Annotated in this window: 12 protein-coding genes and 1 tRNA gene; 2 read left to right on the top strand and 11 right to left on the bottom strand. The window is 67.5% G+C overall.

From position 1 onward, the window contains the following. Positions 1–116: 116 nt before the first annotated feature. From IB227_RS17675 to serS, 7 genes are all read right to left on the bottom strand, one after another. The gene (locus IB227_RS17675) at positions 117–968 is read right to left on the bottom strand and encodes an EcsC family protein (RefSeq protein WP_192288467.1); all 852 of its coding nucleotides are present in this window, start codon (positions 966–968) and stop codon (positions 117–119) included. A 4-nt stretch (positions 969–972) separates the two neighbouring features. Then, entirely contained in the window at positions 973–1,548 is a 576-nt protein-coding gene (gene orn / locus IB227_RS17670; RefSeq protein WP_132864136.1) for an oligoribonuclease, read from the bottom strand. Positions 1,549–1,635: 87 nt separating this feature from the next. Further along, entirely contained in the window at positions 1,636–2,154 is a 519-nt protein-coding gene (tadA, locus tag IB227_RS17665) for a tRNA adenosine(34) deaminase TadA (RefSeq protein WP_192288466.1), read from the bottom strand. Between the two features lie 98 nt (positions 2,155–2,252). After that, positions 2,253–3,827: a sensor domain-containing diguanylate cyclase gene (locus tag IB227_RS17660; RefSeq protein ID WP_192288465.1), complete on the bottom strand. Its 1,575-nt coding sequence runs from the start codon at positions 3,825–3,827 to the stop codon at positions 2,253–2,255. 524 nt (positions 3,828–4,351) lie between these two features. Beyond that, positions 4,352–4,441: transfer RNA gene (locus IB227_RS17655), tRNA-Ser, on the bottom strand. Positions 4,442–4,510: 69 nt separating this feature from the next. Then, positions 4,511–5,503, bottom strand: a complete 993-nt coding sequence (locus tag IB227_RS17650) for a LysR family transcriptional regulator (RefSeq protein WP_132864139.1) — start codon at positions 5,501–5,503, stop codon at positions 4,511–4,513. 210 nt (positions 5,504–5,713) lie between these two features. Continuing rightward, the gene (gene serS, locus IB227_RS17645; protein WP_192288464.1) at positions 5,714–6,994 is read right to left on the bottom strand and encodes a serine--tRNA ligase; all 1,281 of its coding nucleotides are present in this window, start codon (positions 6,992–6,994) and stop codon (positions 5,714–5,716) included. Between the two features lie 109 nt (positions 6,995–7,103). Between serS and IB227_RS17640 the strand changes: the two genes are divergently transcribed. Both IB227_RS17640 and IB227_RS17635 read left to right on the top strand, forming a co-directional pair. After that, positions 7,104–7,757: an energy transducer TonB gene (locus IB227_RS17640; RefSeq protein WP_192288463.1), complete on the top strand. Its 654-nt coding sequence runs from the start codon at positions 7,104–7,106 to the stop codon at positions 7,755–7,757. 98 nt (positions 7,758–7,855) lie between these two features. Next, positions 7,856–8,365, top strand: a complete 510-nt coding sequence (locus tag IB227_RS17635) for an energy transducer TonB (RefSeq protein ID WP_225591958.1) — start codon at positions 7,856–7,858, stop codon at positions 8,363–8,365. On the opposite strand, the gene aroA is transcribed toward IB227_RS17635, so the two are convergent. The 4 genes from aroA to IB227_RS17615 all read right to left on the bottom strand — a co-directional run bounded on the left by aroA (position 8,349) and on the right by IB227_RS17615 (position 13,067). Continuing rightward, positions 8,349–9,662 (bottom strand): 3-phosphoshikimate 1-carboxyvinyltransferase, encoded by a 1,314-nt coding sequence (aroA, locus tag IB227_RS17630; protein WP_192288462.1) that lies wholly within the window; start codon positions 9,660–9,662, stop codon positions 8,349–8,351. The two genes, IB227_RS17635 and aroA, sit on opposite strands and share 17 nt — an antisense overlap. 152 nt (positions 9,663–9,814) lie before the next feature. After that, a complete protein-coding gene (gene pheA / locus IB227_RS17625) occupies positions 9,815–10,996 on the bottom strand; it encodes a prephenate dehydratase (RefSeq protein WP_192288461.1) in 1,182 nt (393 codons plus the stop codon). A 52-nt stretch (positions 10,997–11,048) separates the two neighbouring features. Next, on the bottom strand, positions 11,049–12,134 hold the full coding sequence (serC, locus tag IB227_RS17620; RefSeq protein ID WP_192288460.1) for a 3-phosphoserine/phosphohydroxythreonine transaminase: 1,086 nt from the start codon (positions 12,132–12,134) through the stop codon (positions 11,049–11,051). 126 nt (positions 12,135–12,260) lie between these two features. Beyond that, complete coding sequence (locus tag IB227_RS17615; RefSeq protein WP_132864146.1) at positions 12,261–13,067, bottom strand: FHA domain-containing protein; 807 nt, start codon at positions 13,065–13,067, stop codon at positions 12,261–12,263. Positions 13,068–13,174 lie beyond the last annotated feature (107 nt).

Genomic DNA, 13,174 nt, shown 5'->3' with positions numbered 1-13,174 from the left:
GGCGGGGTTTTGTTTTGGACGGGCGAAGAGATGCGAAGCCCCTTCCCCACCTCCCTTCGCCCTGCAGGAAAGAGGGCACGCAGGCCAGGACACATTCCCGGCCCTGCCGGCACGGCTCACCCCTGCATGTGCCCCGCCAGCGACTGGTATGCCAGGCGCACCGGCTCGAAGCCGTAGGTCTTCTCCAGCCGCCTGACGATGAAATGGCCGCGTGCCATGTCCTGGTAGTAACTCACGAACATGGTGTTCAAGGTGGCGCCGGCCACCGCGCCGATCACCGGCACGGCCTGTGCGGCGAACTTCTCCGAAACCACCACGCCAAACCGTGCGGCGACCTTCTCCACGATCTTGGCCAGCCACTTGCCGGCTTCCTTGGGCCCGATCCCCAACCCCAGGCCGTGACCCTTGACCGCGCTACCGGCCAGCTCCGCCGAGAAATGCCGCATCAGCTCCGTGGTGAAGCCGCGGGTCATGTAGTAGCCGGTCTCGCTGGCATCGTCCTTGCCACTGTTGCCGCCCAGCGCGAATACCTCCAGGCATGCCTGGCGCGTGGCGAAATCGTTCAGGTCGAAGCCTTCGCTACGGGCGATGTCGGCGACCGCGCGCATGATGATGGTCGTCGACAACGGCAGCTCGATGGCCAGCGTCATCAGGCCACCCGCCCCTCCGACGGCACCGGACGCGGCCGCCGCCAGCTTGTGCAGCCGTGGCGAGGCGCGCTTGCCTGGCTGCGTGCGGTCCATGGTCAGCAGCGCTGCCTGCGCGGCCTTGTACAAGGCCGCCTCGGTGACGCTCTGGATGCGCGAGGACACTGCATTGGGCAGTTTGCGCACCGCGAACTCCAGCGGCGCGCCGACCACGTTGGCCATCCGCGCGGTCAGGGTCGGCGCCTCCAGCAGGGCCACCGCGCGTTGCAGGTCGGCCATGTCCTGCGGATGGTCCTGCACGCGCAGCGCCAGCTCGTTCATGCCCTCAGTCCGCGGTCGGCAGGCCGGCCAAGGCCCCCATGAACTGGCGGTAGTGGCGCAGTTCGGCGATGGAGTCGTGCACGTCGCTCAGTGCGGTATGGCTGGAGGTCTTGGTCACGCCGCCGGCCACGGTCGGCGCCCAGCGCTTGGCCAGCTCCTTGAGGGTGGACACGTCCAGGTTGCGGTAGTGGAAGTAGCGCTCCAGGCGCGGCATCTGGCGATGCAGGAAGCGACGGTCCTGGCAGATCGAATTGCCGCACATCGGCGATGCACCGGCCTTGATCCACTCCTGCAGGAACACGATGGTCTGTGCCTCGGCCTGGCCGAGCGAGGTGGTGCTGTCCAGCACCCGCTGCCACAGGCCCGAGCGCTGGTGCTGGTTGCGGTTCCACTCGTCCATGGCCTCCAGCGTGGCCAGCGGATGCGAGATGGCGAACTCCGGCCCTTCGGCCAGCACGTTGAGCTGTGCGTCGGTGACCACCGTGGCGATCTCGATGATCGAATCGTTGTCCGTGTCGAGCCCGGTCATCTCCAGGTCAATCCAGATCAACCGGTCATTGCCTGCACTGTTGTCCGCCATGTCATGCCTCTTGCTGGGGGCCGGCGACGGGTGCGCTGGCCGGAATACGAAGCACACATGATACGCCGGCACCACCGGCCGGCCGCGTCAAAGCTCGCCGGGCCCCAGCAATGGCCGGCCGCGCTTGGCCCGGAAGTAATTGGTCAGGCGCAGGCTGGCATCGGCTGCCAGCACCCCGCCGTGCACCTGCACGCGGTGGTTGTGGCGCGGGTCGCCCACCAGGTCGAACACGCTGCCGCAGGCGCCGGTCTTGGGGTCGGCGGCGGCGAACACCAGCCGCGCGATCCGCGCGTGCACCAGCGCCATCGCACACATCGCGCAGGGCTCCAGCGTCACGTACAGGGTGCTGCCGATCAACCGGTGGTTGCCCAGCCGCTTGCCCGCCGCGCGCATCGCCACGATCTCGGCATGCGCGCTCGGGTCATGGCTGGCGATGTTGAGGTTCCATCCCTCGCCCAGCAGTTCGCCGTCCGCACCGACCAGCACCGCCCCCACCGGGATCTCGTCGAACTCCCGTTGTGCACGATCGGCCAGGGCCAATGCGTGGCGCATCCAGTGTTCGTCATCGCGGGAGGAATCGGTCGGGGACATCGTGGCGACGGTCAAGGCAAGGCATCAGCGCAGGGGATGGGTGCAGAGGATAAGGCGTCACCGCCTGCCGCGCGACGGGCAGCCATCCCGGGCCTGAACCCGCCCCGTCCTGCTCAGGCACCGCGCATGGGCGCGGCATCGCTGCCCGACGGGCGCACGGAAACCCGGTTCCTGCCACCGCGCTTGGAGGCGTACAGCATCTCGTCGGCGGTCTTCAGCACCGCCTCGATGTCGAAGCTGCTCTGCGGCCAGTTCGCCACTCCCAGGGAGACGGTGATGCTACCGACCTTGGGAATCTTCATTTCCTCCACCGCCCGGCGCAGGCGTTCGGCCACCTGCGTCGCGGTTGCCAGCGTGGTGGACGGCAGCAGGATCAGGAACTCCTCGCCCCCCACGCGCAGCGGCACGTCGTAGGCACGGCAGGCTTCACGCATGCGTTGCGCCAGGCAGCGCAGGGCTTCGTCGCCGGCGTCATGGCCGTAGGTGTCGTTGACGGCCTTGAAGTGATCGATGTCCAGGGAAATCACCGAGAAGGTGTTCGCCTGGCTCTCGAAGGTCCTCAGCGCATCGTCCATGCGCCGGCGATTGCCCAGCTGGGTCAACGGATCGGTCGCGGTGTCCTCGCGCAGCTTGGAGAAGCTCTTCTGGATGGCATCGATGCCCATCAGCATCGCCTTCTTCAGCTCCCGCGATTCGAAGTACCAGGACTTCACCGAACGGATGTCCCCGGCCGAGGCCGGGTCGTCCATCTTGCGGGCACCATCGGCGAGCAGGCGCAACGGCCGCGAGATCAGGCGCGCGCTCCAGAGCAGGAATGCCAGGGTGAGCAGCATCGCCGGCAATGCCTTGTACAGCGTCGACTGCATCAGCTCGGTGAGCGGCGCCAGGGTCGCCGCCTGCGGGCGCTGGGCGACGATGCCCCAACCGGTCGACGCCACCGGCGCATAGCCGGCCAGCATGCTCACGCCATGCGAGTTGACGGCAGCGCCCTTGCCGGACTCGCCGGCGGCGACGCGGTCGACCACCGCATTGTTCTCCACGAAATCACCGATCCGCTGCGGATCCGGGTGATAGATGATGCGTTTCTGCCGGTCGACCACGAACAGGTAGGAACCATCGACGTAGAAGTGCTGGCCCAGCAGCCGGTCCAGGATGTTTTCCTTCTGCAGGTAGATGGCGCCACCCACCGCGCCCAGGTACTGCCCGGCCGGGGACACGATCGGATGGTTGATGAAGACGATGAAGTTGCCGGTCGCCGACTGGTACGGCGCGCTGATCAACGGCCGCTTCTCGCGCAGCGCCGCCTTCACCGCTTCGCTGTTCAACACCCTGCCCTGCAGCCCGAGCGCCTCTGGCGACGTGGCCAGCACCTTGCCGGTGGCATCGAAGATCGTGATCGAGTTGAAGCTCTTGCTCATCATCCGCAGCCGCGTGGCCTCGCCGCCCAGGCGGCCCACGTCGTCCATCTGCGTTGCCAGCAGCTGAGCGGTGTACGCCAGCTGCAACTGCGAGGCCTGGAGGAAATCCTCCGTGCTCTTGGCCAGCTTGCTCGCATACGCGTAGTTGCTGTCCAGCGTCGCGTCCATCAGCTGCTGGCGCTGGACCGTATAGCTTGCATAGAACGTATTGGCGAACGGCACCAGTGCTCCGAGGAAGGTGAGCACCAGGATGAGCTTTCGTAAATCCATGAGATCCAACGCGAACGTGTGACGGGTGTTGCCGCGGCTTTCGCTCGAATCCCCGGGTGCGCAGCCCCCTGCCCGGAACGGCGCATTCTACCGATCCACTTCCCTGCGGGCGATGTCAGCCCCGCCATCGGCCTGCCGCCTTTCCAGGCGGGTCTGGGCGGCACGCGGGAGGCACCGGCACCCAAGAGCCGGTTCACGACGAGCCTTGCGGGCGTCTCGCGCCATGTTTTGGGCCACGGCGGCCGGCGCACTGGAGTTTGGGCTCGCAGCGCAGAGGCCCTCCCGGTGAAAAGAGGGCTGGCGGCACATGGCCGCCACCGGCAATAGTACATGCGGCATCACCACGCACGTCACATGAATAGACATTTGCTGACGCGCAGCTGCAAGACGCAGGACAGGCCAGGACAATCGCCAGACAAAAATCCCGCGCGGCACGGGTGCCACCCAGGCCAGCGATGGCGTCCGGCGGCAGCAAATACAACGGACAGCAAAAAGCCGCTGCAGGCAGCGGCTCTCGGAAAGCTTGGCGGACAGAGTGGGATTCGAACCCACGGAAGGTTTGACCCTTCGCCGGTTTTCAAGACCGGTGCCTTAAACCGCTCGGCCATCTGTCCATTGATCAGGTCCCTCGCTCCGGCATGCGGATCGGGGCGCGCATTCTCGCATGCCTGCCCGTTTTTTGCTCAACCGGCCTCGATCGCCAGCGCGCCTGCGGTGGAGGCACGGATCTTTTCCTTGGCGCGTTCGCAGGCACCACCGCAATCCAGCCGCGAGGCTTCCAGCTGTGGCGGCAGGTGCTCGGCCAGGAAGTCGATGAACACGCGCACCGCCGGCAGCAGGCCGCGGCGGGAGGCGAACACGGCGTGGCAGATGCCCTGCGGCAGCGACCAGTCCGGCAACACCACTTCCAGCTCGCCGTTGCGTACCGCGTCGGCGCACACGGTCTCCGGCAGCATCGTGATCCCGTAGCCGTCCTTGACCATCGACTGCAGCAGCGGGAAGTCGAAGCCGGCCACGCGCGGCTGCAGGTCCACGCGGCGCACCTCGCCACCGGGCCCGTGCAGCTCCCAGCGCTGGCGCGCCTCGTCCTCGCTGATGCTCATGGTGACGTGGTTGGCCAGGTCTTCCGGCGCGGTCGGGCGGCCGGCCTTGTCCAGGTACGCCGGGCTGGCCACCAGCAACTCCTGCACCTGGCCGAAGCTGCGCATCACCAGGCTGCCATCGTCGTCCAGGCGCGAGCGCACGCGCAGGGCGACGTCGTAGCCCTCATTGATGATGTCCACCCGGCGGTTGCTGATGTTCAGCTGCAGCCGCACCTTGGGGTACTGCTCCAGGAACTTCGGCAGCAGCCTGGGCAGCTGCATCTGTGCCAGCGACACCGGCACGCTCGCACGGACCAGGCCGCGCGGTTCGGCACTGAGCCGGTCCACCACCTCGCGGGCGGCCTGCGCCTCGGTCAGCATCGTCTGGGCATGCCGATGCACGCTCATGCCGACATCGGTGACCGCGAAACGTCGCGTCGAACGCTGCAGCAGGCGCACTCCCAGGTCGGTTTCCAGCTGGCTGATGCGCCGGCTCAGGCGTGACTTGGGGATGCCCAGGGCGCGCTCGGCCGCCGCAAAACCGCCGTGGTCCACGACCATTGCGAAGTAATAGAGGTCGTTGAGGTCCTGCATGAATTGATCCCAGAATTGGAACGAATCACCGAATTCAAACAGCTTTGTCCTGATTTTACAAATCAGGCCCCAAACAGTCCTATTTAAGCATCCCCATCCCGCCGCGCAGCGTTCCAGAAATGCTTACGGTTCAATATGTTCCGTTCGGGCAACGAAAAAGCCCGCCATGCGGCGGGCTGTTCCGGAATCGGCCAGATGCGCAACGCACCGTCAGCCGATGCGCTTCGCGCCACCCATGTAGGGCTGCAGCACGGCCGGGATGCTGATGGAACCATCGGCGTTCTGGTAGTTCTCCATCACCGCGATCATCGCCCGGCCCACCGCCACGCCCGAGCCATTGAGCGTGTGCAGCAGCTCCGGCTTGCCGGTGGCGGGGTTGCGCCAGCGCGCCTGCATGCGGCGGGCCTGGAAGTCGCCACAGTTCGAGCAGGAGGAGATCTCGCGATAGGTCTGCTGCGACGGCAGCCAGACCTCCAGGTCGTAGGTCTTCACCGCCGAGAAGCCCATGTCACCGGTGCACAGCAGCACCTTGCGATACGGCAGGCCCAGCTGCTGCAGCACGGTCTCGGCGCACTGGGTCATGCGCTGGTGCTCGGCCTCGCTTTCCTCGGCCCGGCACGCGCTGACCAGCTCGACCTTCTCGAACTGGTGCTGGCGGATCATGCCGCGCACGTCGCGACCACCGCTACCGGCCTCGGAACGGAAGCACATCGAATGCGCGGTCATGCGCAGCGGCAGGCGCTCGGCCTCAATGATCTCGTCGCGCACGATGTTGGTCAGCGGCACTTCCGAGGTGGGGATCAGGTAACGCGTGGACTCGCCCAGCGCGGTCTTGAACAGGTCTTCCTCGAACTTCGGCAGCTGGCCGGTGCCGCGCAACGAGTCGGCGTTGACCAGCACCGGCACGTTGGTTTCCTCGTAGCCGTGCTCGTTGCTGTGCAGGTTGAGCATGAACTGGCCGAGCGCACGGTGCAGTCGCGCCAGCTGGCCACGCAGCACCGTGAAGCGCGCGCCGGACAGCTTGGCGGCGGTTTCGGCGTCCAGCCAGCCATCACGGGCACCCAGCTCGACATGGTCCTTGACCGGGAAATCGAACGTGCGCGGCGTACCCCAGCGCAGCTGCTCGACGTTGTCGTTCTCGTCCTTGCCGGCGGGCACATCGTCCGCCGGGAGGTTGGGGATGCCCATCGACAGCATCTCGATCTTCTCGCGCAGCACGTCGAGCTGGGCTTCGGAGGCCTTCAGCTCGTCGGCGAAGCCGGCCACCTCGGCCATGATCGCCGACACGTCCTCGCCCTTCGCCTTGGCCTGGCCGATCGCCTTGGAACGGCTGTTGCGCAGGCTCTGCAGCTCCTGGGTACGGACCTGGATGCGCTTGCGGTCCGCCTCGAGGGCCTCGAACGCACTCACGTCCAACGCGTAGCCGCGCGTATCGCGCAGGCGCTGTGCAAGTTCGGCGGGTTGCTGGCGAAGAAGGGCTGGATCAAGCATGGGAGGCACTGTGTACGGATGTGAAAGGGGATTATCGCGCGAACGGCGTCCGTCTGCCGCGCTTTGTCCATCCTGTGCCAGAATCTTCCCGTTCAATCCGGTCAAGCCCATGCCCGCCTCTTCTTCCCGCTCCGACCAGAACATCACCTTCCATCTGCCACGCAGCAGCCTGAAGATCGCCGGCATCGCCTTTGCCGTGGGTCTGCTGCTGTTTGTCGTGGTCTGGCTCAACGCGCGCCGCAACAACGACTTCTACCGCGCCGACCCGGCCCAGCCGCAGACCGCCGTGGCCGAACTGGCCCCGCTGCCGGCCCCGTTGCCCGCCGGTGCGGGTGCGGCCGACATGCCCGAGGCCCGCCCGGCGCCGGTCGAGGAGAAACCCGAGCTGGTCGAGGCACCGCCCGCCCCGCCGCCGCAACCAATCGCCGAAACCGCGCCCACGCAAAGCCCGGCCGGTGACGCGCCGGCGCCGGTCGCGGCAACCCCCACCGACCGCCCCAGCCCCCTGCCCGGCCAGCGTCCGCCCGAGTACCCGCCGGCCGCCCTGCGCCGTGGCGACAGCGGCACGGTGGTGGTGCAGGTCGTGGTCGGCGTGGATGGCACCGCTCTGGATGCACGCGTCATCCAGCGCAGTGGCTCGCGTGACCTCGACCGTGCGGCGCTGGATGCCGTGCGTGGCTGGCGATTCCAGCCGGCGCTGAGCAATGGCCAACCGATGCAGGCCAGCCTGGATATCCCGTTCGATTTCAAACCGGCTCAGTAAGCTGAACCATCGCCCGCGCCAGGGCGATGGGTTTAAGCCCGGCTCACCGCCGGCAGACCAGACTGGCGGCGTCGAGTCACTACCGAGACGCCCCGTCGATGTCCAGCATCCCGCATGACCAAACCAGTGCAGACACCACCGGCCGCGGCACCCATGCCGTGGCCGGTTGGCTGTGGGCGTTGCTGGCGGCCGGGATGCTGGCGTTGCTGCTGCTGATGGGATGGCAGGCAACGCATCCGGCCGTATTGACCGAAGCCACGCCTCCGGCCATGCCGGCGGCCAGTCCGCCCCTGGCAGCCAAGCCGCAACCCGCGCCGGCGGTGATCGACATGGACGCCGAACCGATCGTCGGCAACCCGATGCCGCGCTATCCGGCCGACGTGCTTGACGCGGGCATCGAAGGCGACGTGATCGCGCGCCTGCAGATCGACAGCAGCGGCCGGGTGACCGATGCCGTCATCGTCTCGCACCAGGGCCAGCAGGACGTGCGGCTGGACCAGGCCGCCATCGAAGCCCTGTTGCAATGGCGCTTCCACCCTGCCCTGCGCGATGGCAAGGCCATCGCCAGCGTCGTGCAGGTCCCGGTGGAATTCAGGACCGGGCGCTGAGCCCGAAGCCAGCGCCGCTAGCCAATTGGTCGAAGCCCGGGAACGACGTCGCCACATTGGCCACGTCGTTGATGCGCACCTCGCCGGTGCTCAGCTGGCCGGCGATGGCGAATGCCATCGAGATGCGATGATCGCCATGGCTTTCGATGGTGCCACTGCCCAGCACGCCACCGTGGATGGTCGCGCCGTCGTCGGTTTCGTCCACGCGCAGGCCCAAGGTGCGCAGGCCGGTGGCCATCGCCGCCAGGCGGTCGGATTCCTTGACCCGCAGCTCGGCCGCGCCGGTCACCACGGTCTGGCCTTCGGCCGCCGCCGCGGCGACGAACAGCGCCGGGAACTCGTCGATCATGTCCGGCACCACGGCTTCGGGGATCTGTGCACCCTTCAGCGGTGCATGACGCACGACCAGGTCCGCCACGGCTTCGCCACCGTGCTCGGCATGGTTTTCCTCGGTGATGTCCGCGCCCATCAGGCGCAACGCGGTCAGCAGGCCGGTCCGGCGCGGGTTCAGGCCGACCGAGCGCAGCCGCACATGCGAACCCGGGATGATGCTGGCCGCCACGATGAAGAACGCCGCCGAGGAGAAGTCCGCCGGCACCGCGATATCGGTCGCGCGCAGGCGCTGGCCACCACGCAGGCGCGCCCTGCCCGGTTCGAAGTCGATCTCCACGCCGAACGCACGCAACATGCGCTCGGTGTAGTCGCGGGTGGGGTGCGGCTCGACCACAGTGGTTTCGCCCTGCGCGTACAGGCCAGCCAGCAGCAGCGCCGACTTGACCTGGGCACTGGCCACCGGCAGTTCGTAATGGATGCCCAGCAGCGTCTGGCCACCGTGGATATGCAACGGCGGGGTGCCGTCGTCCTGGGTGTCGATGCGGGCGCCCATCTGCGCCAGCGGCACGGTCACCCGGCGCATCGGGCGCTTGGTCAGCGATTCGTCGCCCACCAGGGTGCTGTCGAACGGCTGCGCGGCCAACAGGCCGGCGAGCAGGCGCATGCCGGTGCCAGCATTGCCGCAGTCCAGCTCGCGTTGCGGGGCTTTCAGGCCATCCACGCCCACGCCGTGCACGATGCGCTGCGACGGTGACGGGGTTTCAAAGCGCACGCCCATTTCGGCGAAGATGGCCGCCGTGGCGCGGGTGTCCTCGCCTTCCAGGAAGCCGTCGATGTGCGAGACGCCATCGGCCAGCGCGGCGAACATCACCGAGCGGTGCGAGACCGACTTGTCGCCGGGAATGGTCAAGGTGCCCTGCAGGGCCGATCCTTTGCGTGCAATCCAGTAAGGCTGGGAACTCATGCGGGCTCTCTAAACGTTCTTTTCTTCCCGGCGCCATGCGGGAAGCGGGGGACTGAAGGCGGATCAACGGTCACGGGCTGGAACTACCCCACCCGCCCTTCGGGCACCTTCCCCCGCCTGGGGGAAGGGACAGGTCTGCGTCCGGGACGCGATCAGGGCACGGCGACCGGATAGGAACCGAGTACCTTGATCTGCGCCGAATGGGCCTTGAGTTCGGCCAGCGCGGCCTGCATCGATTCATCCTCGATGTGGCCGGCCAGGTCGATGAAGAAACCGTACTCCCACTTGGCCTGGTGCGACGGCCGCGACTCGATGCGGTTCATGCTGATGCCATGACGCGCGAACGGGCTAAGCACATCGAACAGCGCACCGGGCTTATCGTGGATGAACACCAGCACCGAGGTGCGATCATGGCCGGAGGACGGGAACAGCTGGCGACCGATCACCAAAAAGCGCGTGGTGTTGTCCGCGTCATTCTGGATCGGCTTGGTCACCACCTTCTTCAGGCCGTAGACATGGCCGGCGCTCTCGCCGCCAATGGCGGCCGCGTCATCGGCATTGCGGGCGCGGCGTGCGCCTTCGGCATTGCTCGATACCGGGATCTTCTCGGCCTTGGGCAGGTTGGCACGCAGCCAGGACGAGGTCTGCATGAACGACTGCGGGTGCGCGTAGATGCGCTCGATGTCCTCGAGCCGACCGCTGCGCGACATCAGGAACTGCTGCACGCGCAGTTCCACCTCACCGCAGATCTTGAGGTTGGAGGTCAGGAACATGTCCAGCGTGATCTGGATGGTGCCCTGCCCGGAATTCTCCACCGGCACCACGCCGAAGTCGGCGTTGCCGGCTTCCACTTCCTGGAACACTTCCTCGATGCTGGCCATCGGCAAGCCCATCGCCGAGCGGCCGAAATGCTTGAGCACGGCCTGCTGGCTGAAGGTGCCTTCCGGGCCGAGGTAGCCGATCTTCAGCGGCTCCTGCTGGGCCAGGCAGGCGGACATGATCTCGCGGAACACGTGCACCAGCACTTCATCGCTGAGCGGGCCTTCGTTGCGGTCCACCACCATGCGCAGCACCTGCGCCTCGCGCTCGGGACGGTAGTAGTCCACGGCGGCGGCGAGCTTGCCCTTGGCTTTGCCGACCTGGTGGGCGAACTCGGCACGCTCGGCGATCAACGCCTGGATGCTGCGGTCGATGTGGTCGATCTTGGCGCGCACATCGGCCAGCACCGGCTTGGCGATGGCACCGGCGGCGGGCTTCTTCTCGGCCGGCTTGGCGGCCTTCTTCGCGATGGCCGGCTTGGCCTTGGCGGGGGTTTTGGGCGGCTTGCTTGCCATCAATCATTTACCTGTTGCGGGCCGGCGCACGGCGCACGGCGTTGTTGGGGGCTCAGCCGTTGCGCTGCTGGAAATCACGCATGAACGCGGCCAGCGCCTGCGCGCCCTCCAGCGGCATGGCGTTGTAGATCGAGGCGCGGATGCCACCGACCGCCTTGTGGCCCTTCAGGGCCAGCAGGCCGGCGGCCTTGGACTCGCTCACGAAGCGCGCATCGAGTTCCTCGCTGGGCAGGAAGAACGGGATGTTCATGCGCGAGCGCACGGCCGGCACCACTTCGTTGCGATAGAAGCCGCCGGAGCCGTCGATGGCGTCGTAGATCGCGGCCGACTTGGCCTGGCTGAGGCGGGCGAAGGCCTCCACGCCGCCCTGGGCCAGCATCCACTTGAACATCAGCCCGGCCAGGTACCAGTTCCAGGTCGGCGGGGTGTTGAGCATGGAATCGCGCGCCACGTGCGAGCGGTAGTCGAAGATGTCCGCGCGCGGCTGGCCGGCGCGTTCGAGCAGGTCGCGGCGGATGATCACCACCGCGATGCCGACCGGGCCGAGGTTCTTCTGCGCACCGGCGTAGATCACGCCGTAACGCGAGACGTCGATCGGCTCGGAGGCGATCGAGGAACTGAAATCGGCGATCAGCGGCACCTCGCCCACGTCCGGCACGTCGCGGAATTCGACGCCATGGATGGTTTCGTTGGCGGTGATGTGCACGTAGGCCGCGTCGGGCGACAACTGCCACTGCGCCACCGGCGGGATGTCGTGGAAGCCGCCGGCTTCGCCGCTGCCGGCCACGTGCGCATCGACATAGGGCTTGGCCTGCTTGACCGCGGTCTTGCCCCAATGGCCGGTGACCACGTAGTCGGCACGCTGGCCCGGGCTGGCGAAGTTCAGCGGCAGCAGCGCCTGCTGGGTGGTGGCGCCACCGCCGAGGAACAGCACGGCATAGTCATCGGGGATGCCGACCAGCGTGCGCAGGTCGGCTTCGGCCTGCGCCGCCACGGCCATGAAGTCCGCGCTGCGGTGGCTGATCTCGACGATGGATGCGCCTACGCCATTCCATTCCAACATTTCCTCCTGCGCCTGGCGGAGGACTTGCTCCGGCAGCGTTGCAGGGCCGGCACTGAAATTGAATGCGCGCGTCATGACACACCTGTTGGACAGAACCCCTAGTATGCCGCAGCGCAACAGCCTTTGGGGGCGCAGAAAAAGTTGCATCTGCACCCAATTGGATCGCCGCCAAGCCGGCCAGGGCGCGGCCGGCGCGCGGGCTCAGCGGGCGCCGTACAGCAGCAGGGCGCTGATCGCCGCGCCCAGCAACAGGGCGCTGAGCAGCAACCAGGGCCAGCGCCGCGGACGCCGCGGCGCGGCGGTGGCGGCCGCTTCGGCCGGTTCGGCCGGCGCTTCCTCTTCGACCGCAAGCACCGCCGCCAGGCTTGCGGGGTTCAGCGGCATCTCCAGCACGAAGCGGTGCCCGCCGTCGAACACGACCTGGTCACCGGCCTGCAGCCAGCAGTTGCGTACCGCCACACCATTGACCAGCGCCCCGTCGGCCGAACCGAGGTCGCGCAGCAGCACCTTGTCGTCGTGGCGCTCGAAGCGGGCATGGCGTGCGGTGAAGGTGGGGTCGTCGATGACGATGTCATTGGTGGCTTCGCTGCCGATGCCACGGGACCGATCCAGGGTGAAGCTGCGGCCATGGTGGCGGCCACCGACGCCGCGCAGCAGCACGCGCTGGTCATCACCCGGCTCGGCGACGGCCTCGGGCACCTGCCCGGCCGGCTCGCATTGGCCGCGCAGCAGCATCTCCGCCCCATCGGCGTAGACCGAATCACCGGCGCGCAGCTGCGCCATCCGGCGCACCGGGCGGCCATTGACGTGGATGCCGCGGACGCCATTGGCGACCTGCAGCCAGACGCCGCGCTGGTCCACGCAGAACTGCGCCAGCAACATCGGACCGACGCTGTCATCGCCCAGCCGGACCTGCCCGGATGCATGGCGCACGATACGCTGGACGCCCGGACTCAAGGGCTGGTCGGGCTGCTGGCGGTTGCTGAAATGGACTTGCAGGATAGGCACCGCGGCAGACTAGCAGGTCGGCCTGCCGCGCAGAAGGTGCCACGGCGCCCGGAGCAGGCCGCGCAGGTCCTACAATGCCCTCCCTTCAACCCGACGCCGTATCGCAG

Source organism: Stenotrophomonas sp. STM01, from assembly GCF_014852135.1.
GTDB lineage: Bacteria > Pseudomonadota > Gammaproteobacteria > Xanthomonadales > Xanthomonadaceae > Stenotrophomonas > Stenotrophomonas capsici.
The sequence above is the reverse complement of the archived record's forward strand: the minus strand, read 5'-3'. Positions and strand labels throughout refer to the sequence as shown.